Raw genomic sequence first — 25,637 nt, 5'->3', positions numbered from 1 at the left:
TCGAATTTCATCGTGGTGCCGGAGATCGCGCTGGCGAAGATCCGCCCGGACGCGCCGTTCGACAAGGTCTGCTACATCGGCTGCGGGGTGACGACCGGGGTCGGGGCGGTGGTGTTCTCGGCGAAGGTGGAGGCGGGCGCGAACGTGGTGGTGTTCGGGCTGGGCGGGATCGGGCTGAACGTGATCCAGGGCGCGAAGATGGTCGGGGCGGACAAGATCATCGGCATCGACCTGAACCCGGGGCGCGAGGCGCTGGCGCGCCAGTTCGGCATGACGCACTTCATCAATCCGGGCGAGGTCGAGAATGTGGTCGACACGATCGTGCAGCTGACCGACGGTGGGGCGGACTATTCCTTCGAGTGCATCGGCAACACGAAGACGATGCGCCAGGCGCTGGAGTGCTGCCACAAGGGCTGGGGGCAGTCGTTCATCATCGGGGTGGCGGAGGCGGGCGCGGAGATCAGCACGCGGCCATTCCAGCTGGTGACCGGGCGCGAGTGGAAGGGTTCGGCGTTTGGCGGTGCGCGCGGGCGCACGGACGTGCCGAAGATCGTCGACTGGTATATGGAAGGCAAGCTCAACATCGACGACTTGATCACGCACCGGCTGGCGCTGGAGGACATCAACGAGGGCTTCGCGCTGATGAAGCGCGGCGAGTCGATCCGCTCGGTCGTGCTCTACTGAGCGTCGCCGCCGCCCTGCATCGGGTGTGGCTGCGCGCCGCGCCGCAATTTCGAGAATCGGACGCCATCGCGGTCTCGCCACTGCGGGCCGATGCGCGTCGCACAGGAGTCGTCCATGCTTGAGCTGCTATCCGAACACCGTACATTCGGCGGCGTCCAACGTTTCTATCGACATGAATCGAAGGAAATCGGCCTGCCGATGCGCTTCTCGGTATTCCTCCCGGCGGAAGCCGAGCAGGGCGCGGTGCCGGGGCTGTTCTATCTTGCCGGCCTGACCTGCACCGAAGAGACGTTTCCGACCAAGGCCGGTGCGCAGCGCTATGCTGCCGAGCATGGCCTGGCGCTGATCGCGCCGGACACCAGCCCGCGTGGCGCCGGCATCGCCGGAGAAGACGAGAGCTGGGACTTCGGCACCGGGGCCGGCTTCTACGTCGATGCCACGCGCGAGCCGTGGGCCGGCCGCTACCGCATGTACAGCTATCTGGTGCGCGAGCTGGTCGCCCTCGTCACCGGCGAATTGCCGGTCGACCGGCAGCGGCTCGGCATCTTCGGCCACTCGATGGGCGGGCATGGTGCGCTGACGCTGGGCCTGCGCAATCCGGAGCTGTTTCGATCGATCTCGGCATTCGCACCGATCGCCGCGCCGTCGCGCTGCCCATGGGGTGAGAAGGCGTTCTCCGGCTACCTTGGCGAGGACCGGGATGCCTGGCGCCGCTACGACGCGAGTGAACTGGTCGCCCGCTTGTCCCGCCCGCTGCCGCATCCGATCCTGGTTGACCAAGGCGAGGCGGACAGCTTTCTTGCCGATCGCCAACTGCTGCCCGAGGCCTTCGAAGCGGCCTGCAAGGAAAGCGGTCAATCGCTGACGCTGCGCCGGCATCCCGGCTACGATCACGGCTATTACTTCATCGCCAGCTTCATGGCGGACCATATCGCGCACCATGCGGCGATTCTGAAAGCGTGACGTACGCGCGACCGCGGCGCTGTGCGCGGGACCGAGGCACGCGCAGGACTAGCCGCGCTTCGGATTGCCCGACGGAGCCACGTCGGGATGCGGCGTGTGGGCCGGTTCGCCGCCGAAGCGGCCCACGACGGCTGGCCCGCGGTTCTATTGCATGTGCGGCAAGAAGGCGAGTGGCCTCGCGTCGGCGCCGAGCGCACGCGGTGAATGCGCAGGCGGAGCGGGCGCAGGCGGACTGGGCGTAAGCATTCGGACCGAGGCGCGGAAAACCTGCGAGCGATGCAGCGGCGGTTCAGTTCCCGGTGCGTGCGCCGATCGGTGGCGGACTAGCGACGCAGCCGTCCGCGCGCCGCGCTGAGCAGGTAGATCACGCCGCCCACCGCGGTGATCCAGAAGCTGGTCGGCCAGTCGGTGTAATAGGCCAGCGCGATGCCGCTCCACGCCTCGGCAAGCGACAGCACGGCTGCCAGCGCGACGCCTCTGGCCAGCCCGACGGCGAGATTCTGCGCGGCGGCGGCCGGCGCGACCATCAGGGTGAAGACCAGCAGCACGCCGACGATCTGCGTGCTCGCCGCCACCGCCACCGCCACGACCGCCAGGAACAGCATCGACGTGGCACGCAGCGACACGCCCTTGGCTTCGGCCAGTTCAGGCTGCAGTGACGTGAAGATCAGGCGACGGCCGAAGAGGGTGAGCGCGGCCAGACTGAGCACGGCCAGCACCGCCAACGCGGCGAGCGTGTGGCGGTCCACGCCGAGCACGTTGCCGAACAACAGCGAAGTGATCTGCGTGGTCGACGTGCTGAAGAAGCGCGAGAACAACAGGCCCGCGCCCAAGGCCAGCGACAGCACGACGCCGATCGCGACATCCCGTCCAGCGATGCGTTCGCCGAGGGCGCCCATGCCGACGCCGGCGGCAAGCGTGAACGCGATCATGCCGCCGAGCGGGTGCAAGCCAAGCAGTGCGGCGCCGGTCGCGCCGGTGAAGCCGACGTGCGCCAGCGCATGGCCGGCGAACGTCTGGCCGCGTAGCACGAGGAAGTAGCCCACGATGCCGGCAAGGACCGCGACGATACCGCTCGCCGCGAACGCGTTCACCATGAAGTCGTATTCAAGCATCGCCGCGGGGTGGTCCGGATGAGTGGCGCGGCGTGTCTTGCACGTCCGCGTGCCGATGCGCGGCAGGCGTGCCGGTGCCACCTGGCCCGGCCAACGGTGCATGCGCATGGTCATGCGTGCCGTGCTCATGCGCATCATGGTCGTGCGCGCCATGGCCGTGGCCGGCGTCGCCGTCGTCATGCGTATGACCGTGCGGATCGCGGTCCATCAACTGGCCACCCGACATCACAAAGACCCGTCCGTCGACGCGCATCACGTCGATCGGCGCGCCATAGAGCCGGCTGAGGATCGGCGCGGTGATCACCTCGTCGACCGTGCCAAGCGCGGCCGAGCCATTGCCCAGATAGAGCACACGGTCGATCGCCCCGAGCAGGGGATTCAACTCGTGCGCGGAGAACAGCACGGTGATGTCGAGCGCGCGCGCCACGTCGCGAATCAATGTCACTACGCTCTGCTGGCGGTGCGGATCGAGGCTGATCAACGGCTCGTCGAGCAGCAGGATCTTCGGTTCGCCAACCAGGCACTGGGCAAGCAGCAGCCGTTGCCGTTCGCCGCCGGACAGTTCGCCCACCGGCCGATCGGCCAGATGAATGGCACCGACGCGGTCGAGGGCGGCGTGCACCGCACGATCGCGCGCGGCTCGCCGCAGCGCAATGCCCCAGTGGTGTCCGTCGACAGCGGCCGCGACCAGGTCACGGCCGGCGATGCGTCGGCCTGCAAGCGAGGCGCGGATCTGCGGCATGTAACCGATCGCGGGATTGCCGCGCCGGACCGGCTCGCCCAGCACGCGCATTTCGCCGGTGTGCGGCAGCAGACCGATCAACGCGCGCATCAGCGTCGTCTTGCCGGCACCGTTCGGTCCGAGCACGCCAACGAATTCGCCCGGCGAGATCGACAGCGACACGTCGTCTAGAATCGTCCGGCTGCCGTGGGCCAGACTCACGTGGCGCAGCAGGACCGCGGCCGCCTCGGGCGGATGCGACGCGTCAGGGAAGGGAGGGACTACAGCACTCACGGCATCGGATGTTGGTGGGGCCAGGCAACGCGGCCCGCTCGGCCGGCCAAAGCCGCCATTGTCGCAGACCGCCGCCGCCCCTGTCGTTGGACGACGGAAAAATGGTGGATGGTGCCGAACGCCGAACGCCGAACGCCGAACGCCGAACGCCGAACGCCGAATGCCGAACGCGGTGCGCATCGCGGCCGTCCGTGCAAGCGGGTACCGCGGAGTGATTCACGACCGATGCGGCGCAGCAGCGGGGCCAAAGCAAGCGGATCGACGAACACCGACACAGGTGGCTGGCCGTTGACTGCAAGGGCCTCGGTTGCTCGGCGGCGCGTCACTGCGTAGCAATGCCAGCGATCGGGCTCGGGGCAAGGCAAGGCAAGGCAAGGCAAGGCAAGGCGGTGGGCGCCGCTGGTTCTCGCCCATGATGCGTCATCACGATGGCCGGCGCCGCGTGCCAGCCGCGATTGAGCGACCTGCCGTTGTGCTGCCATGCGTCAGCGATCTTTGTTCGAGCAGCGCGCCGGCCATATCCGTTTCGCTATTCCAACGCATCGTCGCGCCGTCGTCACTGCGGGCTTGCATGTGTGCCTGCGAGGGTGCCTGCGAGGGTGCCTGCGAGTGTGCCTGCGAAGGCGCTCGGCGAGGCGCTGGTGTGCGACATCTCTCGCGTCATTCGACCTGAGCGCACGGCGCGGCTGCCCGGCCGCTCACGGTCAAAAAGCGCGTCGCGAGTGGAATCATCCCCTGTTGCGCCGCCTCAAGACGGCGCGTGGCGGCGGTGGCGTCCATCGTGTCGGCGGGCAGCAGCCAGCCGGCACGTCCGCCAACATCTGTCGGACTCAGTGCGCGCCGGCAAGCGCCCGATCCAGCGCATCCAGCGTGTCGAGCATCCAGGCATCGAAACGCTTGCCGGCCGGTTGGGTTTCCGTGACTGCCACGGTCGGCACGCCGGCCTGCTTGGCGATGCCGAGCAGGCGACGGGTCATCTGATCGCTGGTCTGGCTGTTGTAGATCATGACGCGGACCCGGTGCTCGCGAAGATCGCGCTCGAATGCCGCAATGTCGCTCGCCGAGGGCTCGGTCTCATTCATCACTGCCAGTTGGAAGCGGGCGTTGCGCATCTGCAGGCCGAGCGCCTCGGCCATATAGCCGAAGACCGGCTCGCTGGCGGTAACCGGTTGGCCAGCGTAGCGCTTGCGCATCTCTGCAACGCGTTGCTCGACCCGTGCCAGTTGCGACAACACCTGCGAGAGATTCGCCGCGTAGTCGGTCCGATGCGCCGGGTCCTGCCGCTCCAGATATGCGCCGACCGCCTTTGCGACCGCGGGCATCGTTGCAGGCAGGTACCAGAGGTGAGGGTTGTCGCCGTCTTTCTTTCCGACCAGCGGAGCAGCGGCAATCACATGTCGTTGATTGCCGCGCGACGCGCTCAAGAGCTTTTCCAGCCAGGCGTCATAGCCCGCGCCGTTGTACACCACCAGTTTCGCCGCTGCGAGTTGACGTGCGACGGTGGGTGACGCCTCGAACGCATGCGGATCTTGTTCAGGGTTGGACAGGATGCTCGTGACCTCGACGTTCTGGCCGCCGATCTGCTGGACGATGTCCCCGTAGAAGTTCTCGGCCGCGACGACTGGCATCGCACGGGCGGCGTGCGCGGTGTCGATGACCAACCCGAACAGTGCAATGGAAAGAGACAGCGCGCGCAGGGTACGGGGTGCGCGACGCAGGGCAGGACAGAACATAGACAGACCACGTGAAAAGTTTGAAACAATATAACATTTCGAGCGGGTGCCGCCAATAGGCTTGCACGCCCGCAAGGCTCGGCTTGGTACCGGTCGTCGGACGCCGCTGTCATTCAAAGCACAGCCGTCGGCGGGCCATGGCATGCGCTTGCCTGCACGCTCCCGAACGAGGAGTAGCTGACGCTTGGGCCAAAACCGGAAAGGAAATCGGAACGGAAGCTAAGCAGAAACCGTAGCCGGGACGGTAGGCGCAGACAGTAGGCGCAATCAGAGCCGCGATCGAAACCGCGCTCAGAACCTTGACTGAAGCCGAAGCCGAAGCCGAAGCCGAAGCCGATGCCGATGCCGATGCCAAGGCCGATGCCAAGGCCGACGCCGAGGCCAGGCTGGAGCGACATAGAGGCGATCAGGGATCGGATGACGGCAAGCCGTGACGCCCGCGAAGCGAGCTGGACCGCCACTGCTGCTCGGACAAGACAATCAAGGGTTTTCCCTTGTTCTCTATAATGGCTGCTCTCACGAGGTTGGCGGGCGGATGCTGTGGTTCAGAGCACCGCCGAGCCTTGATGACCGCCCGGTCTCTGTTCCGTCCCCGTCCTGTCCCCGTCTCGCAGAAGTGTTGCCGATGTCCTTTGCCTCACGTTTCTCCCAAGCCGTGCCCTTGCCGTTGCTCGCACTGGCGATAGCCGCCTTCGGCATCGGCACAACCGAATTCGTCATCATGGGCCTGTTGCCGAACGTGGCACGCGACCTTGGTGTCACGATCCCGGCGGCCGGGATGCTCGTCTCCGGCTACGCGCTCGGAGTCACAATAGGCGCGCCGATCTTGGCGGTTGCGACGGCACGAATGCCACGCAAGCGTGCGTTGATGCTGCTGATCGGTATCTTCATCGTCGGCAATATGCTCTGCGCGATCGCGCCTGGCTACATGCTGTTGATGAGCGCCCGCGTGTTGACCGCGTTCTGTCACGGAGCCTTCTTCGGAATCGGCTCGATCGTCGCAGCCGATCTTGTCCCGCCGCGCCGACGTGCACAGGCAATCGCGCTGATGTTTCTCGGGCTGACGCTGGCCAATGTGCTGGGCGTGCCCTTGGGTACCGCGTTGGGACAATGGCTGGGGTGGCGCGCAACGTTCTGGGCGGTGACCCTGATCGGGCTGCTGGCGGCCGCGGCTTTACAGCGCTGGTTGCCAGAGCGTGTCGACATGGCACCGACGCAGCTGGCACGCGAGTTCAGCGTCCTGTCCGATCGGCGCGTTCTGCTGGCGTTGAGCACCAGTGTGCTGGCTTCGGCCAGCCTGTTCACGGTGTTTACCTACATCACGCCGATCCTGGAGACGGTCACCGGCGTAACGCCGCACGGTGTTACCGCAATGCTGCTGCTGTTTGGCGTTGGACTCACGATCGGGAGCCTGCTGGGCGGGCGGCTTGCGGACTGGCGGAGAATGCCTGCGATCGTTGGTCTGTTCTGCGCGGTGATTGCCGTGCTTGTCCTTTTCCCGTTCATGGTCCGCCATGCCGTGCCGGCGATGGTGATCATCGTTGCCTGGGGCACGGTGGCCTTCGCCCTTGTGCCGCCGCTGCAGATCCTGGTGGTCGACGCCGCGCGCAGTGCGCCGAATCTTGCGTCCACCCTCAATCAGGGCGCCTTCAATCTGGGTAATGCGATCGGCGCCTGGCTCGGCGGCGTCGCGATCGAAGCCGGGGTGGGCCTGACCAGCCTGCCGGCGTTGAGCGTTGCATTGGCACTGGGCGGTCTCGGCCTGACAGTGCTTAGCGTCGGCCTGAACCGCCGACGTGTCGCCCAGGAAGCGCGATAAGGGCCGCGGGGGCGAGTGAACTGAGCAGGCCGGGCGCAAAAGCCGGTGCGGGACGGCAGATGCGAGACGGCAAATGCGGGACGGCAGGCGCAGCCAGCCGACAGTGGCTGCGGCAGGGCGAATATTCCGCGGCCCGACAGCAGCATTTTCGCATCTCCATCGCCGACCTTCCGGCAAAGCCTTGCGACTGGCACGGAGCGTGAAAATGTCTGACCGCTTCACCATGGCGTCGCCACCAGCACCTGCCACCAGCACCTGCCACCAGCACCTGCCACCAGCACCTGACACCAGCACCTGACACCAGCACCTGACACCAGCACCTGACACCAGCACCGGCCATGCAGCACCGGCCATGCAGCACCCGCCGTGTAGCACCGGCCATGCAGCACCCGCCGTGCAGCACCCACCATGCAACACCCGCCGTGCAGCACCCGCCATGCGGTACCCGCCATGCGGTACCCGCCGTCCAGCACTCACTGTCCAGCACTCACTGTCCAGCACCCGCCGCTCAGTACCTGCCACCGAGCACCCGCTGTCAGCACCGGGCACCCGGCGTCCCTCGCCAAGCATCTGTACGCACGCACCCCCGGCAAGCCCCCCCCGGCAAGCACCCCTCGGCAAGCACCCCTCGGCAAGCACCCCTCGGCAAGCACCCCTCGGCAAGCACCCCTCGGCAAGCACCCCTCGGCAAAGAACCGCCGCCAGGGACGCGGTCCTGCCTGGGTTCCGATCAAGCGCGTCCGTCCGCGCTTGCAGCGGCCAGCTTCAACCGTGTACCCCCGCTGCCGTCGTTGCCGCCCGCCGTGGCCGGCTGCAAGGCACTTCGCCGGGACTTTGCAAGCACTTCGTCGGCACCGACACCGGTGCCGATTGCGCCGACGCAGGTCCCGCCGCTGCCGACCATGTTGCCTTTACGGCCGGCACGCTCGTCAATAGCCCGACGGTCACGCCGGCTCTGATCGCTGTCCGCGCGCGCCGCGCTTCGATGGCGCGTTCAGATCTTGCAGTGAGACGGCGCGACGCAGAGGCGTGCCGCGTTTTCGCGTCGGGATGTGTTGTCCGTAAGCTGCGATTGCACGACGCGTTCCGTGTCAATGGCCAAGCGCCGCGATGCCGGCACGGGCGATCTGGGCATCCTCCACGGACTTGACGCCCGAAACGCCGACCGCTCCGATACATTCCCCGTCGACTACGATCGGGACGCCACCTTCCAGCAAGCCCTCCAGTCCTGGCGCGGAAAGAAAGGCCGTCCGGCCATTGTTGATGATCTCCTCGTATAGACGGGATTCCCGCCGGCCGAGCGCCGCCGTGCGCGCCTTCGCGTGTGACATGCCTGCCGTCATCGGTGCCGCACCGTCCAGCCGAAAGGTGCCGAGCAGATGGCCACCGTCGTCGACGACGCTGATCGCGACGCGCCAGCCGTTGTCGACCGCTTCCTGTTGCGCAGCGGCAAGGATCGCCTGTACGTCGGCGATTTCCAGGATGTGCTTCTGTTTCATGGCAGTGCTCCGAAAGTATTGAAGTTCCGCATTATCACCGTGCGTCTCGATCGGGACCATGCGGCCATCCGGCATAGAGCGAAGGGCAGGGGTGCGGCACGAGCAGGTGCGGGTGCATGCTACGGGCAGTCCGTGAACGCGAACGAAGGGATGACAAGCCGATGCGCGATAACTGCCTTGAAATTGAAACGGGTGGTCCCTATAATTGGCACTCGTTAGACGAGAGTGCTAACAATCGTCATCACCGCCGGCCTTAGGCGGGCGGTTGTCTGCCCTTCCTGAACATCTTGAGAAGAGGAGTTTTTATGAACCTGCGTCCTTTGCACGATCGCGTAATCGTCAAGCGCCTGGATAACGAAACGAAGACGTCGTCGGGCATCGTGATTCCGGATTCGGCCGCCGAAAAGCCGGACCAGGGCGAGATCCTGGCCGTTGGTCAAGGCAAGAAAGACGACAAGGGCGCGCTGATCGCGCTCGACGTCAAGGTTGGCGACCGCGTGCTGTTCGGCAAGTATGCCGGCCAGACCGTCAAGGTCGACGGGCAGGAACTGCTCGTCATGCGCGAAGAAGACATCATGGCCGTGGTCCAGCAGTAAGCGACCCCCATCTCTCGTTCAAAAAGACTTAGGAGTTTCTGATGGCAGCTAAAGACGTCATTTTCGGCGATTCGGCCCGTGCCAAGATGGTTGAGGGCGTGAACATCCTGGCCAATGCGGTCAAGGTCACGCTGGGCCCGAAGGGCCGCAACGTCGTGCTCGAGCGCAGCTTCGGCGGCCCGACCGTCACCAAGGACGGTGTGTCGGTTGCGAAGGAAATCGAACTCGAAGACAAGCTCCAGAACATGGGCGCGCAGATGGTCAAGGAAGTTGCTTCCCGGACCAGCGACAACGCCGGTGACGGCACGACGACGGCGACCGTGCTGGCGCAGTCGATCGTCCGCGAAGGCATGAAGTACGTTGCCTCGGGCATGAACCCGATGGACCTGAAGCGTGGCATCGACAAGGCCGTCGCGGCTGCTGTCGAAGAACTGCGCAAGATCAGCAAGCCCTGCACGACCAACAAGGAAATCGCACAGGTCGGTTCGATCTCGGCCAACAGCGACACCTCGATCGGTGAGCGCATCGCCCAGGCGATGGAAAAGGTCGGCAAGGAAGGCGTGATCACTGTTGAAGACGGCAAGTCGCTGGCCGACGAGCTGGACGTGGTCGAAGGCATGCAGTTCGACCGCGGCTACCTGTCGCCGTACTTCATCAACAACCAGGAAAAGCAGATCGCCGTCCTGGACAACCCGTTCGTCCTGCTGCACGACAAGAAGATCTCGAACATCCGCGATCTGCTGCCGGTGCTCGAGCAAGTTGCGAAGGCTGGCCGTCCGCTGCTGATCATCGCTGAAGACATCGAAGGCGAAGCGCTCGCGACGCTGGTCGTGAACAGCATCCGTGGCATCCTGAAGACGGTTGCCGTGAAGGCGCCGGGCTTCGGCGACCGCCGCAAGGCCATGCTGGAAGACATCGCGATCCTGACCGGCGGCAAGGTCATCGCCGAGGAAGTGGGTCTGACGCTCGAAAAGGCGACGCTCGACGATCTGGGCCAAGCGCAACGCATCGAAGTGGGCAAGGAAAACACGACGATCATCGACGGCGCTGGCGAAGGTTCGGAAATCGAAGGTCGCGTCAAGCAGATCCGCGCGCAGATCGAGGAAGCCACCTCGGACTACGACAAGGAAAAGCTGCAAGAGCGCGTGGCCAAGCTGGCTGGCGGTGTGGCAGTCATCAAGGTTGGCGCTGCGACCGAAGTCGAAATGAAGGAAAAGAAGGCGCGTGTCGAAGACGCGCTGCACGCCACGCGCGCAGCTGTCGAGGAAGGCATCGTTCCGGGCGGCGGCGTTGCGCTGATCCGCGCTCGCAAGGCGATCGCTTCGTCGATCAAGGGCGACAACGCTGACCAGGACGCCGGCGTGAAGATCGTGCTGCGCGCGATGGAAGAGCCGCTGCGTCAGATCGTCACGAACGGTGGCGAAGAAGCCAGCGTCGTCGTGGCCGCCGTCGCGCAAAGCGAAGGCAACCACGGCTACAACGCGGCGACGGGCGAATATGTCGACATGGTCGACGCCGGCGTCGTCGATCCGACCAAGGTCACGCGCACCGCGCTGCAGAACGCCGCTTCGGTGGCTGGCCTGCTGTTGACCACGGACTGCGCAGTTGCCGAATTGCCGAAGAAGGATGCGCCGGCAATGGGTGGCGGCATGCCGGGTGGCATGGGCGGCATGGGCATGGACATGTAAGTCGTCGGCTAGCCAGCGGTTCGCCGCTGGCCGGCAGGCGCGTTGTGCCAATGTGCATACGCGAACCGCAGCTTCGGCTGCGGTTTTTTTTCGCGCTCGCGCAAGCCCCATATGCGCGAGATCGGAGGAGGCGTTGGCCAGCGGACGCGCCGGTCGGACTACAACCCGGTCCGCTTGACGACTGCCGGTCGCCGCGGTGTCTTGCGAGGCCTCGGCTCGCCGCCGCCTCGCTTTCCGCTGCCGCGTTTTGCGCGGTTCGCCCGGTTTGCCCCGATCCGTCGCGTTTGAGCGCCTGTGGACCCATTTCGCCCGCCTTGCGCGGCACGGTGCCTGCTTCTCAGGGTGACCACGAGGCGTTACCATTTCGCCTTGCCACTACTTACACAACGGCGTTCGACGCCTGCCCCGCATGGAATACAAGAGTTGGATGTGCCTGATCTGCGGTTGGATCTACGATGAAGAGGCTGGCCTGCCGGAAGAGGGCATTGCGCCTGGCACGCGTTGGGAAGACGTGCCGATCAACTGGACGTGCCCGGAATGCGGTGCGCGCAAGGAAGATTTCGAAATGGTGCAAATCTGATCTGACCGAACGTCTCGCGCGTAGGCACTGGCCGGGCGGGCGGATGCCGGTGGGTCCACGCAGCTGCACGCGGTTACAGACAGGTCCAGCTATAAGTCAAGCTAGGTGCCGCTTCGTAACGGCCCTTACCAGTCGGTTTTGATTGATCCCGGCCCGTTCCACAAGCGCGCTCTGGCCATTGTCAATTGAATGGCAGAGGCCTGCCGCTTACGGTTCTGTTCGAATCCGGCGGCGCTGAAACGCCGTGCGGGCAACCTTCGGATCACCCGGGCGGTCCGACCGGCTTACTGGGGACAGCGTACTGCGAGCAGCCAACTGCGTATTGTCTGTTGCCCGTCGCACATTGCACATTGCCGATTGCCGATTGCCGATTGCCGATTGCCGATTGCCGATTGCCGATTGCCGATTGCCGATTGCCGATTGCCGATTGCGCGTTGCGCATCGCCATGAGCTGACCGCGACTCCGATTAAGGTTGTGCCATCGGCTATCGTCATGCGGCTGCCAGCAACGCCGACCGATTGAGCCTGCGTACCGTGCGCGTGCCGAAGGCTCGCTTCCCGAAACCGGGAAGGCTCGCCGACGTCTCACTGGGTTCACACACCAGTCATGGACAGGGCAGCGTGTCGGACGATGAAGGCGGCGTGACCGACGCACGGTCCGACCGTCCGTGGCGGTGTCTCCGTGAGGACGCGGCGGCATCGGTAAGTGGCGTGACATTGGATTCGGCTAGCGTCCGTCTGACGCATGCGCCTCTCGGGGCGCTGCGCGCTCCCGCTACGCCGCCTGATCGTCGCCCTCGCCGGTACCAGCGCCGGCGTCCTCGCTGTCGTCCCCGTCGTTCCCGTCGTTCCCGTCGTGCCCGTCGTGCCCGTCGCTCCAGCCATCCCCGCCGCGCTTACCACGTCCGACAGCGCCGGGTTGACCGGTCAGCCTCGCTTCCCGAACCACGTCGTAGCGTTGCAGCGTGGCTTCGCGCGCCTCGCGGTGATCGACGATCGGACCGGGATAGGTGTGGCTCGCATCGTCGCCGATCGTTATGCCGGCCTCCGCGAGTAGTGTCGCCGCGGCTTGCCAGGGCGCGTGGAGCGCCGAGGCGGGCAGGGGTGCCAGCTCGGGCACCCATTTCCGGATGAAATCACCGTTGGCATCGAAGCGCCTGGATTGCTCGACCGGGTTGAAAATGCGGAACCACGGCTGGGCGTCGCAGCCGCTCGACGCCGCCCATTGCCAGTTTCCGTTGTTCGACGACAGTTCGAAATCGTTCAAGTGGCGTTCGAAGAACGACTCGCCGCGTCGCCAGTCGATGCCGAGATCCTTGCAAAGGAAGCTCGCGGTGATCATCCTGAGGCGGTTGTGCATGAAGCCGCTCTGGACGAGCTGACGCATGCCCGCATCGACGATCGGATAGCCGGTACGGCCTTCGCACCAGGCCCGGAAGTGGCGGTCGGCTTCTTTGCCGTCGGCCCACACGATGCGATCGTAAGCCGGCTTGAACGAGGCGCGGTGTCGATGCTGCACCAACCGCGGATGGTGATGGAGAATCTGGGCGAAGAAGTCGCGCCACGCCAGTTCCGACAGCCATGTCTCCGCGCCGTCGCGCTCCCGTGCGTGAAGGCTCGCCGCGTAGGCTGCGCGCGCGGCGGCGCGCGGTGAGAGGGTGCCGTGGCGAAGATGGATGCCCAGGCCGCTCTGCGCGTCGATGGCGGGCGTGTCGCGGTCGCGGTGGTAACGCGCGATCCGTTCGAGGAAGGCATCCAGTTGGGCGACGGCGGCATCGCTGCCGCCTTCGGTTGGACTTTGCGCGGCGCCGAAGCCGAGCGAGGCGAGGGTCGGGACGCGTGAATCGCGCAGCAGCGGCAAGCGTTCGCGGCTCGCCATGCGTTCGAGCAAGGGGACGGTTTCGAATGCGCCGAGTTCGTCGGGAACGGCGCGCGCCAGCCATGCGCGCTTGTACGGCGTGAACACCGTATAGGGCTTGCCGGCCTTGTTGAGCAGGGCGGCGGGCGCGACGATCGAGCGATCCTCGAACGCATGGTATGCGATGTCGGCCTCGGCGAGCGTCTCGGCGACGGCCTCGTCACGCGCAACGGCGGCGGGTTCGACATCGCCGTTGACGAAGACGGCCTGCGCGTCGCAGGCGCGGGCCACTTGTGGAATCAGGTCGATGGCCCGCCCGTGCACGACGTGGAGTGCGCTGCCGGCGGCGCGCAGCTCGGCGTCCAGTGCGGCGACGCTCTCATGGATGAATGCCACGCGCCGGTCATCGGACGGAAGCCCGGCCAGGATGTCGGTGTCGAACACGAACACCGCGCACACTTCGCGGGCACGGCTGAGCGCGTGATAAAGTGCAGCGTGGTCGCTGATGCGCAGATCGCGCCGGAACCAGACGAGTGCGCGGTTGAAGTCCGTCATGCGCGAGCTACCTCTTTTGCTAGAATTCTGACCATGTCGACGAGCCCAGATCGGATCAATCTCACCAATCAGTTCCTGATTGCAATGCCCAGTATGACCGATCCGACATTTGCGGGTACGGTGGTGTACTGCTGCGAGCATAGCGAGCAGGGGGCGCTCGGCCTGGTCATCAATCGGCCGACCGACATCGACCTCCAGTCGCTGTTCACCCGCATCGACCTGAAGCTGGAGATCGAGCCGCTGAACCGCCTGCCGGTGTACTTCGGCGGCCCCGTGCAGACCGAGCGCGGCTTCGTGCTGCACGACCCGATGGGCAAGTATTCGTCGTCGCTGTCGGTGCCGGGCGGCCTCGAAATGACGACGTCGAAGGACGTGCTGGAGGCAGTCGCGAACGGCGGCGGCCCGAGCCGGTTCCTGCTCACGCTGGGCCATGCGGGCTGGGGCGCCGGACAGCTCGAAGAGGAATTGGCCAGCAATGGCTGGCTGACCGTCGAGGCCGATCCGCGCATCATCTTCGATACGCCGGCCGAGGCCCGCTTCGACGGCGCGCTGGCGCTGCTCGGCATCACTGCATCGATGCTTTCCGGCGAGGCGGGTCACGCATGACCGCTGCGGCGACGCTGCTGGCTTTCGACTACGGCGAAAAGCGCATCGGTGTCGCCTTGGGCAATGCGTTGCTCGGCCAGGCGCGGGCCTTGACGATCATCGAGAACCGCGATCGCGCCTGGCGCTTCGAGGCAGTCGGACGCTTGATCGCGGAATGGCAGCCGGACCATCTCGTGGTCGGCCTGCCTTGCCATCCCGACGGCGCGCCGCATGCGATGACGCAATTGGCCCGCCGCTTCGGCAATCAACTCAACGGCCGCTTCGGGCTGCCGGTGTCGTGGGTCGACGAACGCTATTCGTCGCGCGCCGCCGCTGACGTGCTGGCGCAGGGCGGGCGTCTTGCGCCCGGCGCCCGTCTCGACGCCGAGGCGGCCCGCATCATTCTCCAACAGTATTTCGATGAAAACGGACTTGCTTGACGCTGAAGCGTTGTACCGAACGCTGTTCGACCAGTTGCGCGCCGCCTATGGCGACGCCCTTGGCCGCCCCGATGGCGTGTTGCCGGTGGGCATCGTCAGCGGCGGGGCGTGGCTGGCGGAACGAATCGCGCGCGATGTCGCCGCGCCCGGCCAGGCGCCGCTGTTCGGCACGGTGAACATCGCGCTGCATCGTGACGACTTCGCGGAAAAGGGCCTGCAGGCGTCGCCGCAGCCCACATCGCTGCCGTTCGCGGTCGGCGAACAGCGCCTGCTGTTGCTCGACGACGTGCTGTTCACCGGCAGAACGATTCGCGCCGCACTCAACGAGTTGTATGATTACGGCCGGCCGGCGTCCGTGGACCTGGCGGTGCTGGCCGATCGCGGCGGGCGCGAGTTGCCGATCGGCGCGCGCTTCGTCGGCGCCGAGGCCGACGTCGCCGACGACGAGATCCTGGTGCTGACTCGCGCGGACGATGGCCGCCTGGCGTTCGAGACCGAACTGCGCCCGGCTTCCTGAGTCAAGGCGCCGGCCAGCCGGTCATTTCGGTGCGTCTTCAGGCGCGGCCCGTTTCGATTCCAAGCAAGCTAAGACACATGAACAGCCCTGTTGCGTCCGCCTCCGTCGCACCGCGTCCGGCCTTTCTCAAGGGCCATCCCCAGCTGACCCGCAACGGCGAGCTCAAGCACCTGCTGACGATCGAGGGCCTGCCGCGCGACATCGTCACCCATATCCTCGACACGGCCGGGCAGTTCGTCAGCGTCACCGACCGCGAGATCAAGAAGGTGCCGCTGCTGCGCGGCAAGTCGGTGTTCAACCTGTTCTTCGAGAATTCGACGCGGACCCGCACGACCTTCGAGATCGCCGCGAAGCGCCTGTCGGCCGACGTGCTGAATCTGAACATCAACGCCTCTTCGACCGCGAAAGGCGAATCGCTGCTCGACACGATCAACAACCTGTCGGCGATGCACGCCGACATGTTCGTGGTCCGCCATGCGCAGAGCGGTGCGCCGTTCCTGATCGCGCAGCATTGTGCGCCGCACGTGCACGTGGTCAACGCCGGCGACGGCCGCCATGCGCATCCGACGCAGGGCCTGCTCGACATGTACACGATCCGCCACTTCAAGGGCGATTTTCGCCAGTTGCGTGTGGCCATCGTCGGCGACATCCTGCACTCGCGCGTCGCGCGCTCCGACATCCATGCGTTGACCACGCTGGGCGTGCCCGAGGTGCGCGCGATCGGACCGCGTACGCTGCTGCCGGGCGGGCTGGAGGAAATGGGCGTGCGCGTGTTCCACGACATGGCGGCCGGCTTGCGCGATGTCGACGTGGTCATCATGCTGCGCCTGCAGAACGAACGCATGAGCGGCGCGCTGCTGCCGTCGGCCCAGGAATACTTCAAAAGCTGGGGACTGACGCCGGAGCGGCTGGCATTGGCCAAGCCCGACGCGATCGTGATGCACCCTGGCCCGATGAACCGCGGCGTCGAGATCGACTCGCAGGTCGCCGACGGCCCGCAGTCGGTCATTCTGGACCAGGTGACCTTCGGCATCGCGGTGCGGATGGCGGTGATGAGCATCGTCGCAGGCAACAACGATTGAGCGCGGGTACTGCGCTTTCCCCGACTCGGCCTTCGGGCCTCATCCTGACCCACGCATGAAGATTCACATCAAGGGCGGCCGCCTGCTCGATCCGGTGGCCGGCAGCGCCAGCCAGACCGACCTGTACATCGCGCACGGCAAGATCGTCGCGCGCGGCGACGCGCCGGCGGACTTCACCGTCGAGCGGACGATCGATGCCGCGGGACTGAGCGTCGCGCCGGGCCTGGTCGACGTCTGCGCACGCCTGCGCGAGCCGGGCAACGAACACCGCGCGACCTTGCATTCCGAGATGGCGGCCGCGGCGGCCGGCGGCATCACCAGCGTGGTCTGTCCGCCGGATACCGATCCGCCGCTCGACGAGCCGGGCCTGATCGACATGCTGCAGTTCCGTGCGCGCAAGCTCAACGGACCGCGCATCTATCCGCTGGGCGCGCTCACCGTCGGCCTGGGTGGCCGCGTCATCACGGAGATGGTGCAATTGCGCGACTCCGGCTGCGTCGGCTTTTCGCAGGCAGACCAGCCGCTGACCGACAGCAAGTCGCTGCTACGCGCGATGCAGTACGCAAAGACGCACGGCTTCACGGTATGGCTGCGGCCAATGGACGCCGCGTTGTCGGCGGACGGGGTGGCTGCCAGCGGCGCGTTCGCTTCGCGCCTCGGTCTCTCCGGCGTGCCGGTGGCCGCCGAGACGATCGCGCTGCACACGATCTTCGAACTGATGCGCACGACCGGCGTCAGCGTGCACCTGTCGCATGTTTCGTCGGCCGCCGGTATCGCGCTGGTGCGCGAGGCGAAGGCCGAAGGATTGCCGGTGACCTGCGATGTGACCGCCAACCACGTGCATCTGTGCGACGTGGACATTGGCTATTTCGACGCGCAGTATCGACTCGACCCGCCGCTGCGGCAGGTTCGCGACCGCGACGCGATCCGCGATGGCCTGGCCGACGGCACCATCGACGTGGTCTGTTCGGATCACACCCCGCTCGACGACGACCACAAGCTGCTGCCATTCGCCGAGGCATCGCCCGGCGCCACCGGCGTCGAGCTGCTGCTGTCGCTGATCGTCAAGTGGGCGCAGGAAGCGAAGCTGCCGCTCGAACGCGCGCTCAAGCCGGTGACGATCAACGCGGCACGGCTGATCGGCCTGGCCGAGAACGCGTGCAGCGTCGGCGGCCGTGCCGACCTGTGCATCTTCGATCCGTCCGCGTACTGGCACGTCGAACCGTCGCGGCTGGTCAGCCAGGGACACAACACGCCTTTCGCGGGCTACGAGCTGCCGGGACGCGTGGTCGCGACCCTGGTCGACGGCCGCATCGCGTACGAGCGGACCTGACCCCGATGCTGTCCGAACCGGCCGCTGCGGGCCGGGCCGCCGGCGCGGCGCAGTCCGAAGACGGGTCGGCGCGGGTGCCGAGCGGAGGCAGGGGTCCCGGCACGCGGCCGGGTGCAAGGCTGGGCGCGTGGCTGCGGATCGCGCGGCTGGTCGTGCATCTGCTGGTCGGCGTGCTGACGCTGCTGTTGCCCTACCGGTTGGCTGCGCCGCCGCGCCGCGCAGCCCTGGTGCGCAACTGGTCGCGCCGTCTGCTCGCGATCTGTGGGATGACGCTGCGTGTGCGATACCACGTGGCGGCAGCGCCGTCATCCGGGCAACGCGAAACGCACGCCCCATTGCACGCCGGATTGCACGCCGGGTTGCACGCAGAAGCGCCGGCCGGGTTACAGGCCGCGATCCCCACGGACTCGGCGGCCTCGGCGGCCGAAGCGCCGGCACTGCTGGTGGCCAACCACATCTCCTGGATCGACATCTTCGTGATCGATGGCTGGCGGCCGACGCATTTCGTCGCGAAATCCGAAATTCGGGGCTGGCCTGTCATCGGCTGGCTGGCCAGCGAAGTCGGAACGCTTTTCATCGAGCGCGGCAAACGCAGCGATGCGAAGCGAGTGGTCGATGTCCTCGCGCAGCACATCGGTGCCGGCGAGCCGGTGGCGCTGTTCGCGGAAGGCACGACCTCGGACGGTAGTACGGTCCTGCCGTTCCACGCCAACCTGTTCGCCGCCGCCCATGCAGCCGGCGCGCCGGTACGGCCGATCGCGGTCCGCTACGAGGACGCGGACGGGTTCCGTACCGATGCGCCGGCCTTTGTCGGTGAAACCACGCTCTACGCGTCGGTCATGGCGCTGTTGCGCGCCCGTCCGCTGACCGCATGGCTGACCATCGGTCCGCCGCTGGCGAGCGAGGGTCTGACCCGGCGCGCGCTTGCCGACACCACCCGACAGGCGATCATTGCGATGCTGCCAGAGGACGGCTGAAGCGAGGGCGCCGCTGCCGGCACGCGGTCCGGCAGCGAATCCGGCGACGCAGCCGGGCGCGTGGCCGGCAGCCAGACTGGCCGTGAAGCCAGTGGCGTGGCCGGCGCTGATGCGCCGGCGCCAGGTCATTGCACGGGGCGCCGAGCGGCGTGGCCAGCGTCGGGGTGGCGCCGGGCTTGTCGGAGATCGGCAGTCCACCGGCTCCGAACCTACGGATCCGTCGCTGCCGCGCAGCGGTGAACTGCACCGAAGCGACGGCTCGCTCAGGCGGAGTGTGTCGCTTCCGGCACCGCCTTTACCTGGAACAGCGGGCGCCGGGTCACCTCGGCGTGAACCTGCATCGCGCTCAGCGCGTTGCCCCATACGCAGCCGCTGTCCAGGCAGATTGCATCCTCGCGCATCATCAGGCCAAGTGCCGCCCAGTGCCCGAACACGACCGGCGTAGCCAGGCTGCGCCGCTCCGGCGCGTCGAACCATGGCACCGTGCCCGCCGGCGCGTGGCCGGGCGTGTCCTTGCCGATCCAGTCGGGGGCACCTGCCGGACTGCAAAAACGCAGTCGGGTGAGTGCGGCAAGCGCGAGACTCAGTTGCGCTTCCTCGCCATGCGCGCGCGCCCAGTCGGGCGGCGGCGGGACCATCACGCGCGCCGCGAAGTCGCACCACTGCGCGCCGGCGAAACCAGCTTGCAGGCGCGCGGCCAGATCGAGCGTCTCGGCCACGGTCCACTGCGGCAACAGACCCGCGTGCACCAGCAGGAAATCGTCGCCGGCGAGCGCAAGCGGACGCCGGCGCAGCCAGCCGACCAGCTCGTCCGCGTCGGGCGCAGCGAGGATTTCGTCGATGGTATCGCCGGGTCGCATCCGACGCAGCCCGGCGGCGACGCCGAGCAGATGGATTTCGTGGTTGCCGAGCACGGTATGCGCGCGTTCGCCAAAACCGATGATCCGGCGCAAAGTCGCCAGCGACTGCGGTCCGCGATTGACGATGTCGCCGGCGAACCACAGCGGCGCGGTGCCACCGGTCGCGGCATCGATCGAGGACAACAGACGCTCGAGCGGTTCGAGACAGCCGTGCACATCGCCGATGACGACCGGCGCGGTATCGGGCAACTGGCGATGGACACCAGGCGCGGGCTGGCCAGCCGGCATGATGGCCGGCTGCGGGTCGGTTGCATCGGCGGTGCTGCTGCGTTCAGCAATGTCGGGTGGAACGGCGGGCATATCGGCGAAGTGGAGGAAAGAGGGCGCGAGCAGTGATCGGCGTCCCGGGCATCGTGGCCGGTGCGGTCGGTGGCCATACGCTGCCGCGACACCGCCGCCGAAAACGGCGCGATCCTTGCATGGTCGAGTTGCCGTCGGCTGCGCTAAGTGCGGGTTTTACCGTAGTTTATCCGCGTCGGAGCGGCCGCGCGTGGCGGCCTGACCTTAATCGAGATGCGTTATGATCCCAAAAGAAATTGCGCTTTCGAATCTCGGTTTTTTCGGTATTCACTGAAGCAGTTCAAGTTATTGCCCGATTATCCGTTAATGGAGCTACCGCAGGTTTTACTGCGACGTTCCGCAAGAACGGATAGGATGCGCCCTGCGCGACGTCGGCCAGCGCCCAGCGGCGTACGCGCCCTGCCGGTTGGCGACGGGGTGCGCAGTTGTTACGGACGTCCAACGGTGTGCGCGAGCATGGAACAAGAAAAGGCAAAACTGGATTATTACGCCGAGCAGCAGTGCTCGATGCAATGGCGGGGTTTCCTGGGTGCATTGGCCGATGAAATGAACGAGCAGTTGCCGGTCGAAGACCTGCGCTCGCTGTGGCGTCGGATCGGCGAGCGGTTCGCGGCGCGCGCGCCGCTCGGCGACTGCCAGACGATTGAGGATCTGCAGGCCGCCATCAACACTGTATGGGTCAGGCTCGGTTGGGGATGGGCATCGATCGGCGACCAGGGCGATGCGTTGACGATCAGCCACTTCTGCGCGCCGCTCCGGCACGCGTTCGGGCCGGATTCCGCGAACTGGTCCGCGGCCTACCTCGAAGGCGTCTATCAGACCTGGTTCAGCGCGCTCGGAGTCGATGCATCGTTGCGCGTGCGCCAGGTGTCGGACGATCTCGACAACCTCGTATTCCGGTTAGCCCGCTGAGCGTGCGACGGGGACGTTGCGACAGGGCTGCTCGCGTGAAGTGCGGCACGGGGATTGCGTTCAGGCGCACCTTCGGCCGCAACGCGGCGTAGCGAGCAAGGAGAGCTCATGAGCGGATCGGACGACATTGCGAACCTCTTCGCCAAGTTTGGCGGCGAGGCCGACGATTATCAGGAAATTGTCAGGCAGGACCAAGCGGCCGAATCCCGGGCGCGTTGGTCGTTGCTGTCGTCGGTGCACGTGGATTCCGGCAAGACGGCGCCGCCCGTAAACAGCGCGGGCGGCACGTCGGGCGCCGTGCCGGGCTTCCGTCCCGCCCGAGCCTTGCCCCGGCAGGAGGTGGACGGCGCGCCGTCCGGCGAGGCGGCAGGCGGCCCATTCACGCCGGCCGAGGTGCCGTTGGCCGCGCCCGATACGCCGGCGCTGGCCGATCCCGCACGGCTGGCGCGCGCCGCGATGCCGTGGCGGGGCAATCTCGACAGTCCGTTGCCAGCGAATGTGCCGGCACACGCGGCCACTCACGCCGCCACGTCCGCCCCGAACGCCATGCCCGCGCTGCCTGGCGCCATCGCAGCGTCTGTGCCGGGGCTGGGCGCTTCGCCCGTGCCGGCCGGCGCAGGCCAGTCGGCCGACGCGCCGCGCAAGCGTGGCTTGTTCGGTTTCGGCGGCGCGGCCGGCAAGGACAGTGGTGCCGCGCACAGTGCGAGCGCCGCCACCGATCGCGCCAGACACGCCGATGCGCCGACGCCCGTGACGGCTGGTGTTGAACGGCAGGAGCCGACCGGCAAGCCGGTGATGGGCAAGCTCGGTGGCCTGTTCGCAGGGCGCCGCGCGGCTGCCAACGCGCCCGCCGCGCCGCCGGCTCCACGCGCGGCCGCGGCGCCGCCCGCTGCGGACATGCCAGTCGCCACGCCGGCCGCCGCAACGCAGAATGCAGCGAATGCAGCGAAGACCACGCCGACACCGGCGCGACCGGCCGGCCGGTTCCGGCTGTCGGATGCGGCCAGGGGCAAGCCGGTTATTGCAGCGGTGGCCGACGCCACGGCGCCGACTCCGACCGAAGCGGAGGCCGCGAGCGCCCCGGCTGCCGTAGCCGCGGCAGCATCGTCCCCGCTGGCTGGTACGTCCTTCGATACGGCGGCCGGCAGCCTGTTCGCCGCGCGTGCCGACGCATCACGCTCGGGCGCCGCGACGGCCGGCCAGCCTGCCCATGCGCTGGGGCGTGTGCTGTCGTCGCGCATCGGTGCGGTCGCCGACGCACCCGCTGGCGGCACGCCTGCCGCGTCCGCGACGGCGTCGCCCGCGTCGCACGAACTTTCGGCGGTCTTCGCGCGCCTCGCGGGCGCCGCCGAAGCGCCCGCGCCCGCGACGGGTTCGTCGCTTTTCCGGAGGCTCAACCGTCTGTGAGAATCGTCGCCGTCGTCTCTGCCAAGGGCGGGGTCGGTAAAACCACCGTCGCTGCGAACCTGACAGCGGCGTTCAGCGCGGCGGGTCGCCGGGTTCTTGCGGTCGACCTCGATCCGCAGAACGCGTTGCGGCTGCACTTCGGCATGCCGCCCGAGGCGATCGAGGGCGTCGCCCGTGCGACGCTGGCCGGTCTGCCCTGGGCCGACAGCATCTTTCCCACCGATGGCGGCGTTGGCGTGCTGCCTTATGGCGGCCTCAACGAGACCGATCGACACGACTTCGAGCAGCGCCTCGACGCGGAGCCGGACTGGCTGCTGCGCCATCTGCGACAGATCGGCCTGGGCGCCGACGACATCGTGGTCGTCGATACGCCACCCGGTCCGTCGGTGTATCTGAAGCAGGCCCTGTCGACCGCGCAGTTCGCGCTGGCGGTGCTGCTGGCGGACGCCGCATCCTACGCGACGATCCCCTTGATGGAGGGGCTGCTGGGCACCTATTGCGCACCGCGCAGCGATTTCTTCGGCGTTGCCTATGTGCTGAACCAGGTTGATCAGTCGCGCCAGCTCGCGCGCGACGTCGTCAAGGTGCTGCGCGCAACGCTCAACGATCGGATGTTTCCCGGCGTCATCCATTTCGATCAGGCGGTCGGCGAAGCGTTGGCATCGGACCGCACGACGCTCGACTACGATCCGCTCGCGCAGGCGACGGACGATTTCAAACGGTGCGCACAGTGGGTGCTGGCCGCCCTCGACGCCGCGCCGAGGACCTAGTGATGAAGATCGCATGGTGGCGCAGCAAGCCGGCGGCGGCCGGTGCGGCGAGCAGCGGCAAACGGACGGTGCGTACGGCCGTCTCGGCGACCGCGCAGGTCGAGACCCTGCCGCAGACCCGTCTCAACCGCTTCAGCCAGCACATGGTCGAGTGGTCCGGCTGGACATCGTTGCCGCTGCGCCTGACGATCATCGCCATTGCCTGCCTGCTGCTGTTCTTCGTGATCACGGTGCCGATGCAGCTTGGCGAACAATTCGTGTTCGTCGCGATCAGCCTGGGTACCGCGCTGCTGCTGCGGCGCAAGCCGGGCGCCTATGTGACGCTGGTGATGATCGTGTTGTCGGTGGTGGCGACGGCACGCTATATGTACTGGCGCAGCACCGAGACGCTCGTCTGGGACAGCCCGATCGACGTTGCGTGCGGCCTGTTGCTGTTCGGCTCCGAAGTCTACGCGGCGCTGGTCCTGCTGCTCGGCTACTTCCAGACCGCATGGCCGCTGCAGCGCAAGCCCGCGCCGCTGCCGCGCGATCCGGCCGACTGGCCGACGGTCGACGTGTTCATCCCGAGCTACAACGAACCGCTGTCGGTGGTGAAGCCAACCGTGTTCGCGGCGATGGCGCTCGATTATCCGATCGACAAGCTGCGCATCCACGTGCTCGACGACGGACGCCGCGAGGAATTCCGACTGTTCTGCGAGAGCGTCGGCGTGAACTGGGTGATCCGTAATCACAACCGGCACGCGAAGGCCGGCAACATCAACGAGGCGCTGAAGAACACCGACGGCGATTTCGTCGCGATTTTCGACTGCGACCACATTCCGACGCGCTCCTTCCTGCAGATCACGCTGGGCTGGTTCATGCGCGATCCGAAGCTGGCGATGATGCAGACGCCTCACCACTTCTTCTCGGCCGACCCGTTCGAGAAGAACCTGGGCACGTTCCGCAAGGTACCGAACGAGGGCGAACTGTTCTACGGGCTGGTCCAGGACGGCAACGACCTGTGGGACGCGACGTTCTTCTGCGGCTCCTGCGCGGTCCTGCGCCGCGGACCGCTGCTGGAAGTCGGCGGCATCGCGGTCGAAACCGTGACCGAGGACGCGCACACCGCGTTGAAGCTGCACCGCCTCGGCTATTCGACCGGCTACCTGGCGATCCCGCAGGCGGCCGGCCTGGCAACCGAGAGTCTGTCCGGGCACATCGGCCAGCGGATCCGATGGGCGCGCGGCATGGCGCAGATCTTTCGGGTCGACAATCCGGTGCTGGCGCGTGGACTGCACTTCGGTCAGCGCCTGTGTTACGCGAATGCGATGCTGCACTTCTTTTATGGGGTGCCGCGCATCGTGTTCCTGATCGCGCCGCTGTTCTTCCTGTTCCTGAATGCGCACGTGATCCAGGCCTCGGCGCTGATGATCGCGATCTACGCGCTGCCCCACATCTTCCACGCGAACATCACCAATTCGCGGATGCAGGCGGCGTTCCGCCATTCGTTCTGGGCGGAGGTCTACGAGGCCGTGCTCGCCTGGTACATCATGCGGCCGACCCTGTTCGCGCTGATCAACCCGAAGGCCGGCAAGTTCAACGTGACCGCGAAGGGCGGACGCATCGAGGAAGCGTATTTCGACTGGACGATCTCGCGTCCCTACCTGATGTTGCTGCTGCTGAACCTGATCGGGTTCGTGATCGGTCTGGTGCGGATCTTCTTCTCGACCACCGGCGAGGCGAACACCACGCTGCTGAACCTTGCCTGGACCGTGTACAACATGCTGATCCTCGGCGCATCGGTGGCGGCCGCGAGCGAAGCGCGTCAGGTGCGCGACACACACCGGGTGCAGATGTCGATTCGTGCAACCTTGCGTCTGCCCAGCGGCCGCAGCCTGGCGTGCCGCACGCTGGACTACTCGGAAGGCGGCCTCGGTATCGAACTGCCGGCCGCCGTGCAATTTGAGATCGGCGAACCGGTCGACGTCTCGCTGTATCGCGGCGACGAGGAATTCGTGTTCCCGGCGCAGATCGCGTTCAGCCGGGATCGCCGGGTCGGCCTGCGCTTCGCGTCGCTGACCACCGCGCAGGAAATCGATCTCGTGCAATGCACGTTCGCTCGCGCCGACGCCTGGACCGGCTGGGGCGAAGGGCGTGCGCCCGATACGCCGTTGCGCGGCCTGGCCCACGTGCTGCGCGTCGGGCTGCTGGGTTTCTGGCATCTGTTCCGTCACCTCGGCCGGGACATCAGGAAGATCCGTTCGGGCAAGCTCGCGCCCGCCAAAGCGAGACTGGATTCTGGAAGCTGAA

At 66.8% G+C, this 25,637-nt stretch carries 23 protein-coding genes; 17 read left to right on the top strand and 6 right to left on the bottom strand.

Annotated elements, in window-relative coordinates:
- Positions 1 to 684: zinc-binding dehydrogenase (locus tag BLU54_RS07655; protein WP_139169440.1), on the top strand; the 684-nt coding region annotated here is incomplete at its 5' end.
- Between the two features lie 114 nt (positions 685 to 798).
- Positions 799 to 1,647, top strand: a complete 849-nt coding sequence (gene fghA / locus BLU54_RS07650) for an S-formylglutathione hydrolase (RefSeq protein ID WP_091906727.1) — start codon at positions 799 to 801, stop codon at positions 1,645 to 1,647.
- 323 nt (positions 1,648 to 1,970) lie between these two features.
- Here the strand turns inward: fghA and BLU54_RS07645 are convergent, their stop codons facing one another.
- From BLU54_RS07645 to BLU54_RS07635, 3 genes are all read right to left on the bottom strand, one after another.
- On the bottom strand, positions 1,971 to 2,762 hold the full coding sequence (locus BLU54_RS07645; protein ID WP_091906619.1) for a metal ABC transporter permease: 792 nt from the start codon (positions 2,760 to 2,762) through the stop codon (positions 1,971 to 1,973).
- Positions 2,755 to 3,777: a metal ABC transporter ATP-binding protein gene (locus BLU54_RS07640; protein WP_235837835.1), complete on the bottom strand. Its 1,023-nt coding sequence runs from the start codon at positions 3,775 to 3,777 to the stop codon at positions 2,755 to 2,757. The genes BLU54_RS07645 and BLU54_RS07640 overlap by 8 nt, the downstream gene beginning before the upstream one ends.
- Positions 3,778 to 4,607: 830 nt before the next feature.
- Complete coding sequence (locus BLU54_RS07635) at positions 4,608 to 5,510, bottom strand: metal ABC transporter solute-binding protein, Zn/Mn family (protein WP_091906615.1); 903 nt, start codon at positions 5,508 to 5,510, stop codon at positions 4,608 to 4,610.
- A gap of 299 nt (positions 5,511 to 5,809) precedes the next feature.
- Between BLU54_RS07635 and BLU54_RS24360 the strand changes: the two genes are divergently transcribed.
- Together BLU54_RS24360 and BLU54_RS07625 are read left to right on the top strand one after the other, a co-directional pair.
- Positions 5,810 to 5,944, top strand: coding sequence for a hypothetical protein (locus BLU54_RS24360; RefSeq protein ID WP_268874511.1), 135 nt, complete (start codon positions 5,810 to 5,812; stop codon positions 5,942 to 5,944).
- Between the two features lie 221 nt (positions 5,945 to 6,165).
- Positions 6,166 to 7,329: an MFS transporter gene (locus BLU54_RS07625; protein ID WP_091906725.1), complete on the top strand. Its 1,164-nt coding sequence runs from the start codon at positions 6,166 to 6,168 to the stop codon at positions 7,327 to 7,329.
- 1,091 nt (positions 7,330 to 8,420) lie between these two features.
- On the opposite strand, the gene BLU54_RS07620 is transcribed toward BLU54_RS07625, so the two are convergent.
- A complete protein-coding gene (locus tag BLU54_RS07620) occupies positions 8,421 to 8,828 on the bottom strand; it encodes a GlcG/HbpS family heme-binding protein (protein ID WP_091906723.1) in 408 nt (135 codons plus the stop codon).
- 305 nt (positions 8,829 to 9,133) lie between these two features.
- On the opposite strand from BLU54_RS07620, the gene groES reads away from it, so the two are divergent.
- The 3 genes from groES (at position 9,134) to BLU54_RS07605 (ending at position 11,692) form a co-directional block, all read left to right on the top strand.
- A complete protein-coding gene (groES, locus tag BLU54_RS07615; protein ID WP_091906612.1) occupies positions 9,134 to 9,424 on the top strand; it encodes a co-chaperone GroES in 291 nt (96 codons plus the stop codon).
- 41 nt (positions 9,425 to 9,465) lie between these two features.
- Complete coding sequence (groL, locus tag BLU54_RS07610; protein ID WP_091906609.1) at positions 9,466 to 11,112, top strand: chaperonin GroEL; 1,647 nt, start codon at positions 9,466 to 9,468, stop codon at positions 11,110 to 11,112.
- Between the two features lie 409 nt (positions 11,113 to 11,521).
- Complete coding sequence (locus tag BLU54_RS07605; RefSeq protein WP_004186709.1) at positions 11,522 to 11,692, top strand: rubredoxin; 171 nt, start codon at positions 11,522 to 11,524, stop codon at positions 11,690 to 11,692.
- Between the two features lie 775 nt (positions 11,693 to 12,467).
- Here BLU54_RS07605 and BLU54_RS07595 read toward each other — a convergent pair.
- Positions 12,468 to 14,105 (bottom strand): cryptochrome/photolyase family protein, encoded by a 1,638-nt coding sequence (locus tag BLU54_RS07595; protein WP_139169545.1) that lies wholly within the window; start codon positions 14,103 to 14,105, stop codon positions 12,468 to 12,470.
- A 33-nt stretch (positions 14,106 to 14,138) separates the two neighbouring features.
- Between BLU54_RS07595 and BLU54_RS07590 the strand changes: the two genes are divergently transcribed.
- From BLU54_RS07590 to BLU54_RS07565, 6 genes are all read left to right on the top strand, one after another.
- Complete coding sequence (locus BLU54_RS07590; protein WP_091906606.1) at positions 14,139 to 14,711, top strand: YqgE/AlgH family protein; 573 nt, start codon at positions 14,139 to 14,141, stop codon at positions 14,709 to 14,711.
- Positions 14,708 to 15,130, top strand: a complete 423-nt coding sequence (gene ruvX / locus BLU54_RS07585; RefSeq protein ID WP_091906605.1) for a Holliday junction resolvase RuvX — start codon at positions 14,708 to 14,710, stop codon at positions 15,128 to 15,130. Before BLU54_RS07590 ends, ruvX begins: the two co-directional genes overlap by 4 nt.
- The gene (pyrR, locus tag BLU54_RS07580; protein ID WP_091906604.1) at positions 15,111 to 15,647 is read left to right on the top strand and encodes a bifunctional pyr operon transcriptional regulator/uracil phosphoribosyltransferase PyrR; all 537 of its coding nucleotides are present in this window, start codon (positions 15,111 to 15,113) and stop codon (positions 15,645 to 15,647) included. The genes ruvX and pyrR overlap by 20 nt, the downstream gene beginning before the upstream one ends.
- 77 nt (positions 15,648 to 15,724) lie before the next feature.
- The gene (locus BLU54_RS07575) at positions 15,725 to 16,729 is read left to right on the top strand and encodes an aspartate carbamoyltransferase catalytic subunit (protein ID WP_091906603.1); all 1,005 of its coding nucleotides are present in this window, start codon (positions 15,725 to 15,727) and stop codon (positions 16,727 to 16,729) included.
- A 55-nt stretch (positions 16,730 to 16,784) separates the two neighbouring features.
- On the top strand, positions 16,785 to 18,062 hold the full coding sequence (locus BLU54_RS07570) for a dihydroorotase (RefSeq protein WP_091906602.1): 1,278 nt from the start codon (positions 16,785 to 16,787) through the stop codon (positions 18,060 to 18,062).
- A gap of 5 nt (positions 18,063 to 18,067) precedes the next feature.
- The gene (locus tag BLU54_RS07565; RefSeq protein ID WP_235837834.1) at positions 18,068 to 19,039 is read left to right on the top strand and encodes a lysophospholipid acyltransferase family protein; all 972 of its coding nucleotides are present in this window, start codon (positions 18,068 to 18,070) and stop codon (positions 19,037 to 19,039) included.
- 263 nt (positions 19,040 to 19,302) lie between these two features.
- On the opposite strand, the gene BLU54_RS07560 is transcribed toward BLU54_RS07565, so the two are convergent.
- A complete protein-coding gene (locus tag BLU54_RS07560) occupies positions 19,303 to 20,259 on the bottom strand; it encodes a symmetrical bis(5'-nucleosyl)-tetraphosphatase (RefSeq protein WP_235837833.1) in 957 nt (318 codons plus the stop codon).
- Positions 20,260 to 20,715: 456 nt separating this feature from the next.
- On the opposite strand from BLU54_RS07560, the gene bcsD reads away from it, so the two are divergent.
- The 4 genes from bcsD to bcsA all read left to right on the top strand — a co-directional run bounded on the left by bcsD (position 20,716) and on the right by bcsA (position 25,636).
- Positions 20,716 to 21,171 (top strand): cellulose biosynthesis protein BcsD, encoded by a 456-nt coding sequence (gene bcsD, locus BLU54_RS07555; protein WP_170845065.1) that lies wholly within the window; start codon positions 20,716 to 20,718, stop codon positions 21,169 to 21,171.
- A 108-nt stretch (positions 21,172 to 21,279) separates the two neighbouring features.
- Positions 21,280 to 22,578 carry a cellulose biosynthesis protein BcsP gene (gene bcsP, locus BLU54_RS07550; RefSeq protein ID WP_091906600.1) on the top strand — a complete coding sequence of 433 codons (1,299 nt, stop codon included), beginning with the start codon at positions 21,280 to 21,282 and terminating at the stop codon, positions 22,576 to 22,578.
- Positions 22,575 to 23,348: a cellulose biosynthesis protein BcsQ gene (gene bcsQ / locus BLU54_RS07545; RefSeq protein ID WP_091906599.1), complete on the top strand. Its 774-nt coding sequence runs from the start codon at positions 22,575 to 22,577 to the stop codon at positions 23,346 to 23,348. Before bcsP ends, bcsQ begins: the two co-directional genes overlap by 4 nt.
- A 143-nt stretch (positions 23,349 to 23,491) precedes the next feature.
- On the top strand, positions 23,492 to 25,636 hold the full coding sequence (bcsA, locus tag BLU54_RS07540) for a UDP-forming cellulose synthase catalytic subunit (protein WP_235837847.1): 2,145 nt from the start codon (positions 23,492 to 23,494) through the stop codon (positions 25,634 to 25,636).
- Position 25,637 lies beyond the last annotated feature (1 nt).

Source organism: Chitinasiproducens palmae (assembly GCF_900095735.1).
Taxonomy (GTDB): domain Bacteria; phylum Pseudomonadota; class Gammaproteobacteria; order Burkholderiales; family Burkholderiaceae; genus Chitinasiproducens; species Chitinasiproducens palmae.
The sequence above is the reverse complement of the archived record's forward strand: the minus strand, read 5'-3'. Positions and strand labels throughout refer to the sequence as shown.

Coding starts and splice junctions, on each gene's coding strand:
- fghA (WP_091906727.1), top strand. CDS start 799: ATGCTTGAGCTGCTATCCGAACACCGTACATTCGGCGGCGTCCAACGT.
- BLU54_RS07645 (WP_091906619.1), bottom strand. CDS start 2,762: ATGCTTGAATACGACTTCATGGTGAACGCGTTCGCGGCGAGCGGTATC.
- BLU54_RS07635 (WP_091906615.1), bottom strand. CDS start 5,510: ATGTTCTGTCCTGCCCTGCGTCGCGCACCCCGTACCCTGCGCGCGCTG.
- BLU54_RS07620 (WP_091906723.1), bottom strand. CDS start 8,828: ATGAAACAGAAGCACATCCTGGAAATCGCCGACGTACAGGCGATCCTT.
- groES (WP_091906612.1), top strand. CDS start 9,134: ATGAACCTGCGTCCTTTGCACGATCGCGTAATCGTCAAGCGCCTGGAT.
- groL (WP_091906609.1), top strand. CDS start 9,466: ATGGCAGCTAAAGACGTCATTTTCGGCGATTCGGCCCGTGCCAAGATG.
- BLU54_RS07605 (WP_004186709.1), top strand. CDS start 11,522: ATGGAATACAAGAGTTGGATGTGCCTGATCTGCGGTTGGATCTACGAT.
- BLU54_RS07595 (WP_139169545.1), bottom strand. CDS start 14,105: ATGACGGACTTCAACCGCGCACTCGTCTGGTTCCGGCGCGATCTGCGC.
- BLU54_RS07590 (WP_091906606.1), top strand. CDS start 14,139: ATGTCGACGAGCCCAGATCGGATCAATCTCACCAATCAGTTCCTGATT.
- ruvX (WP_091906605.1), top strand. CDS start 14,708: ATGACCGCTGCGGCGACGCTGCTGGCTTTCGACTACGGCGAAAAGCGC.
- pyrR (WP_091906604.1), top strand. CDS start 15,111: ATGAAAACGGACTTGCTTGACGCTGAAGCGTTGTACCGAACGCTGTTC.
- BLU54_RS07575 (WP_091906603.1), top strand. CDS start 15,725: ATGAACAGCCCTGTTGCGTCCGCCTCCGTCGCACCGCGTCCGGCCTTT.
- BLU54_RS07570 (WP_091906602.1), top strand. CDS start 16,785: ATGAAGATTCACATCAAGGGCGGCCGCCTGCTCGATCCGGTGGCCGGC.
- BLU54_RS07565 (WP_235837834.1), top strand. CDS start 18,068: ATGCTGTCCGAACCGGCCGCTGCGGGCCGGGCCGCCGGCGCGGCGCAG.
- BLU54_RS07560 (WP_235837833.1), bottom strand. CDS start 20,259: ATGCCCGCCGTTCCACCCGACATTGCTGAACGCAGCAGCACCGCCGAT.
- bcsD (WP_170845065.1), top strand. CDS start 20,716: ATGGAACAAGAAAAGGCAAAACTGGATTATTACGCCGAGCAGCAGTGC.
- bcsP (WP_091906600.1), top strand. CDS start 21,280: ATGAGCGGATCGGACGACATTGCGAACCTCTTCGCCAAGTTTGGCGGC.
- bcsA (WP_235837847.1), top strand. CDS start 23,492: ATGGTCGAGTGGTCCGGCTGGACATCGTTGCCGCTGCGCCTGACGATC.